General features: G+C 40.5%; 3 protein-coding genes and 2 pseudogenes. All 5 read right to left on the reverse strand.

Features of this window, described 5'->3' with window-relative positions:
* Positions 1–510: 510 nt before the first annotated feature.
* Positions 511–1,380, reverse strand: a complete 870-nt coding sequence (gene gla / locus HT730_RS07035; RefSeq protein WP_173307182.1) for an aquaglyceroporin Gla — start codon at positions 1,378–1,380, stop codon at positions 511–513.
* A 180-nt stretch (positions 1,381–1,560) separates the two neighbouring features.
* Positions 1,561–1,770: pseudogene (locus tag HT730_RS07040) on the reverse strand (ATP-binding cassette domain-containing protein); the annotation flags it as partial.
* A 184-nt stretch (positions 1,771–1,954) separates the two neighbouring features.
* Positions 1,955–2,359, reverse strand: a pseudogene (locus HT730_RS07045) (flagellar assembly protein H domain protein); the annotation flags it as partial.
* 9 nt (positions 2,360–2,368) lie between these two features.
* Positions 2,369–3,307: an Rpn family recombination-promoting nuclease/putative transposase gene (locus HT730_RS07050; protein ID WP_173307184.1), complete on the reverse strand. Its 939-nt coding sequence runs from the start codon at positions 3,305–3,307 to the stop codon at positions 2,369–2,371.
* A gap of 401 nt (positions 3,308–3,708) precedes the next feature.
* Positions 3,709–4,955: LPXTG cell wall anchor domain-containing protein (locus tag HT730_RS07055; RefSeq protein WP_173307185.1), on the reverse strand; the 1,247-nt coding region annotated here is incomplete at its 5' end.

Below are 4,955 nucleotides of genomic sequence, written 5' to 3' on the forward strand. Positions count from 1 at the left end.
TTCCTAGTTTACTCTTTGATTTTCATTGAGTATAAGATTGCAGATAAAACGATAAGGACACAGCAGAGCCAATGTCGGTCGAAGAATAGCCCCCCTAATCGCTTATTTTATGGCAAAATGAAATAGAAACTGAACATTTTGTTGAGGAAGGCAAATCAATTCCTCACAATATTTGAGAAAGAAGGGCAGACTATTCCAACTTCAACCCACTATAAAGCAGACTTACAAGATAGGGACCCCAGCTTCGATAATATATAGTAGAATGAAAACTGCACAATTTGATTGGGGAATTCAAACCAATTTCTCACAATGTTTTAGAAACAAGGATCTATTATTTCAACTGCAACCTACTATAATAGCTGGAATAGCCCACTGAGACTTCTAAACCACTGCTGGAGAGGAGTTTGTTTAGATTTTCTTTCATTTCCCTAAAAAATCAAAAAGAGAGAACCAGTCTGATCCTCTCTTACTTATAGATGGTGCTCACTCAAATGTTAAAGGAGCTATTTCTTAGAGATAAAGGAATTTGAATACAGCTACTGCCGCAATTGCTGCTGCAATAGGTGCTACTACTGGTACCCAAGAATACCACCATTTTGAATCGCCTTTATGCTCACCAAGAACTGATTTTGGAAGGAAAGCATGAAGGAGACGTGGTCCCAAGTCACGAGCTGGGTTCAAGGCAGGTCCTGTAGGTCCTCCAAGTGATGTTACCAAAGCCATAACGAGGAATCCAAGTGCCAAGTGAGCCACAGAAAGTCCTGAAGCAGTGTGTGGAGCCACCTGTGCTTTAATAGCCAAGTCAGAAAAATCAACTGTTTGTCCTGCTTGTGTTGCCATTTGTTTCATGTATTGAAGCACTTCAGCACCAAAGAAGTTTTTAGTCAAACCAAGAGCTGCAAAGAACAAAACAAATGAACCAACAAACTCGTTAATAAAACCATTGACAGTTGCTGCATAGCGACTTTCTTTTGTACCATGGTCAATACTTGAAATAGTTGAGAAAGTTCCCAAGATGTTATTTGAGTTTTCAGTTTTCAAGTAGAATGGGCGGTGTGTTGCCACAACCAAGGCTTGACCAAAGATAGCCCCCAAGACTTGCGCGATAATGTAAGGTACCACTTGTACCCAAGGGAAAAGACCGCTAACTGCAAGTCCTAGAGTGAAAGCAGGATTGATGTGGTTCCCAGATACGTTACCAAACATCAAGGCTGGGATCATAACCCCCATACCATAACCAACAGCGATGACGATCCAGCCACTTTGGTGACCTTTCGTACCTTTAAGTTCAACGTTGGCAACTGCACCATTCCCAAGAATGATCAAAATGGCAGTTCCCAAAAATTCAGTGGCATACTTCAGTGCCCATGTGAAATCCATTTGCTAGATTCTCCTTAAAATTTTTTAGATATTCCTTATTTTATCAATTTTTACCCTATTTAGCAACTAGTTTCTGGAAAGATTTTTTAAAAATAATACTCTTCGAAAATCTCTTCAAACCACGTCAACGTCGCCTTGCTGTAGATATATGTAACTGACTTCGTCAGTCTTATCTGCAACCTCAAAACGGCTATCTTGGGCTAGGTAAGACAGAGAAATATCTTTTTTCTTATTGATTTCTCCGCTAGTTGGCTCCTCTTCTCCAACTAAAATCTTCAAAAGAGTAGACTTACCTGCACCATTTTTCCTAACAAGGGCAATCCGATCTCGTTCATCAACCTGCAGGTTGATATTATCAAAAAGAACCTCTCCTGCAAAAGAACGTTCAATTTTATTAGCTTATAAAATAATCATACAAGTAGTATAGCATGTTTCCCTAAGGCATTCAAGACAATCGTCTTAACCCAAATATCCTAGAAAAACCGGCTCTGCTTATTCTTGGTATTAAAAAGTATTTGGATTATAAACTCTACTTATTTTTTTGCAAGATAGCTAGCTAAACATTTTCGCTCGTTTACAAGAGTGACTCAAACTCAGCGACAGTCATTCCTAACTGCTGGCTGGCAAATTCAGAAGTTAAAACATGTTGACGAACCATGTCTAAGAAGGCAAAAAGTTTTCCACGTTCTAAACCCTGTTCAATACCTTCTGCTCGTCCTTGTTCAAGACCACGTTCTAAACCTTGTTCAACTCCCTCAGCCCTAGCAGTTTCCAAGGCATAGTCCTGTGCTAACAAAGCTTGTTCTTCGCGCATACGTAGTTGACTAAACATTTTCCTGTCCTCCTCGGACCAGCTCTTGTAGTCCAGCAGTTGGTCTGCTTGGCTGATGGCTCGCTCGGGTTGTTGAGTAAAGGGCTTGTTCCCAAAAAACTCCAACCACGGCTTGCGAACGCTATCTTTGCTGGTTTCTCTGTATTTTTATTATTCTTATTTACAATGGTCTTTCAATAGCTCCTCAAACTCAGCAACTGTCATTCCTAACTGCTGGCTGGCAACCTCAGATGTCAGAAGACCTTGGCGAACGAGATTTAGTAGCATAGACAAACTACCTTCAACTTTTCCACGCTCCAGTCCTTGTTCAAGACCTCGCTCTAAACCTTTTTCGATTCCTTCCGCCCTAGCTGTTTCCAAGGCATAGTCATGGGCCAATAATGCTTGTTCTTCGCGCATACGTAGTTGACTAAACATTTTCCTGTCCTCCTCGGCCCAGCTCTTGTAGTCCAGCAGTTGATCTGCTTGGCTGATGGCTCGCTCTGGTTCTTGGGTAAAGGGCTTGTTGCCGAAAAACTCCAACCATGGCTTGCGAACCTTGTCTTTGCTGGTTTCTCTATATTTTTTTAGTTCCAAGAACGCCATCTTGACTAGATGGTTTTCTTGACCGTTATTTGTGATGGTTAAGACTTCACCTGTCGTGTCTTCGCGCATACTGAAACTGTGGAAAGCTAGATCATCTTGGAAATAATTACTATCCACAATAGCTATTGCGTAAACAGGTGCGATATGCTTGTAACTCTGGTGGGTATCACCTTCACGTTGACGAATTTTTTCGAGATTTTGATTGACCTGACTACATAGATAAGCCCATAGGCGATTGATGAAAAAATTCTGATGATGAACTTGAATTTCGATAATAACTTGAGTTCCATTATCCAGTTCCGCCAAGACGTCTATACTGGTATAGAAGTCTTGGGCCGAGTAAGGTGTAGTGGGCAAGACATGAATGTTACTTCCCTCCAAAATGGTCACATTTTTGGCTGGCAAGTCCAACATATCGCGAATAAATTGACAAGTGATTTCTGGATTGCTAAAGATTTTTTTAGCAACCAAGTCATTGGTTGGGCTGATGCCCGGATGACGTACAGTCATGTTTGCTCTCCTTTCATTATAGCACATTTTTTAATCTAATTTACTAGATTTGATGCTTCTATCTATTTATTCGGAAAAAGAGTAGAAAAAATAAAAGAAATCTCAAACTTTATAGCAAAATGAAATAAACTCTGAACAAATAGGATAGTAAAGTCGAATCAATTTCTAGCAATGTTTTATAAGTTATAATGTTCTATTCTGAATTTAAGATAACATATAATTTAAAGAGACTGGGCCAAAACTCAACTTCTGGAGAAAATGAAGTAAATCTTCCCACAATAAAACGCATAGTCTCAAGTTTTTCAATACCTGATACTATGCGTTTTTCTGATTTGAGAGGCTTTTTCTCAGCCTCTTCTTAATCTTAGCTTTTCTCAACCTGCTACAGTTGATAAAGAGCTTTATTTTTCATCTTCTTTTTTCTTGAAGAATCCTAGTCCTAGACCAGCTAACAAGGTCATGATACCAGCGCTAGCCAAGCTAGCATTAGATTCTGTACCTGTGTTTGGCAATTCTGCTTTATCAGATGTTTTCGTAGATGTTACACTATCTACTGTCTTTTCTGATGTAGCTGTAGCCACTGCTTCACCTTTTTGTTCTGAAACTTTAGATGGTGCTGGACTTGGAGTTTGGTCTTTTGGAGCAGGAGTTTGAGCTTGCTTGATTCTAAACACATGAACTGTCAAGTTATCTCCCTCACGGTGACTCTCAACAAATTCATAGCCTGGAACTTCACCTGCTTCTTCCTTATCAACTGATGGAACCTTCAAGTCTTTTCCGTTTTCATCGCGCCATACTGTACGAACCGCTGGAGTTTCAGCTTTGTTTGGTTTTTCTGGCGTTGAAGTTGATGGCGAACTTGATGGAGTCATTGGATGACTAGTTGGGCTTTCTGGTAAAATTGGAGTTCCATTCGCTACTTTCTCAAATGTATGAGTTAAAATACCTTCTTCTAAGCGACTAGATAACCACTTGTAGCCTGCAATTTCGCCAGCAAGTTCTTTTTTGCCAACTACTTTTTTCTTGAGCTCCTTACCTGCTGTATCTACCCATAGCGTTACTGGATGCTCTGGGTTTGCTGCTTCGATTGATAAAGCAGCGTATACAAACGGAGTATAATCACTCGTTTTATGCTTGGCTTGAGCTTGGACTTTTTGTTTGTTAACAACTGATTCTCGTGGAATGGTTACAGTACCTGTTTTCTTGTCTAATGTAACATTTTCAGGTTGTTTGTCTAAAGTCCATTCACCAGTAGGTTGCTTGGTAAGAGTTAGAACTTCATTACCAGAGCCATCACTCTTAGGATAGATAATTTTGACTGTATCTGCATCTTTTTTAGGAGCTTTTACTTCGAAACTTGCTTTATTTGGTTCTTCCACAATAGCGATAGTCGGCGGAGCTACCTTAAGATCTGGTTGGTCTTCAGGCTCAGATGGCTGTCCTGGTTGAGCTGGTGCTTCCTCAGGAGTGGTTGGTTGTCCAGGTTGTGGAGTCTCCGGTGTTTCTCCTGGTTTTGGTTGTGGAGTCTCTGGTGTTTCTCCTGGTTTTGGTTGTGGAGTCTCTGGTGTTTCTCCTGGTTTTGGTTGTGGAGTCTCTGGTGTTTCTCCTGGTTTTGGTTGTGGAGTCTCCGGTGTTTCAACTACTTTTG

The organism is Streptococcus sp. k-628 (genome assembly GCF_013277475.1).
In the GTDB taxonomy this organism is placed as follows: Bacteria; Bacillota; Bacilli; order Lactobacillales; family Streptococcaceae; genus Streptococcus.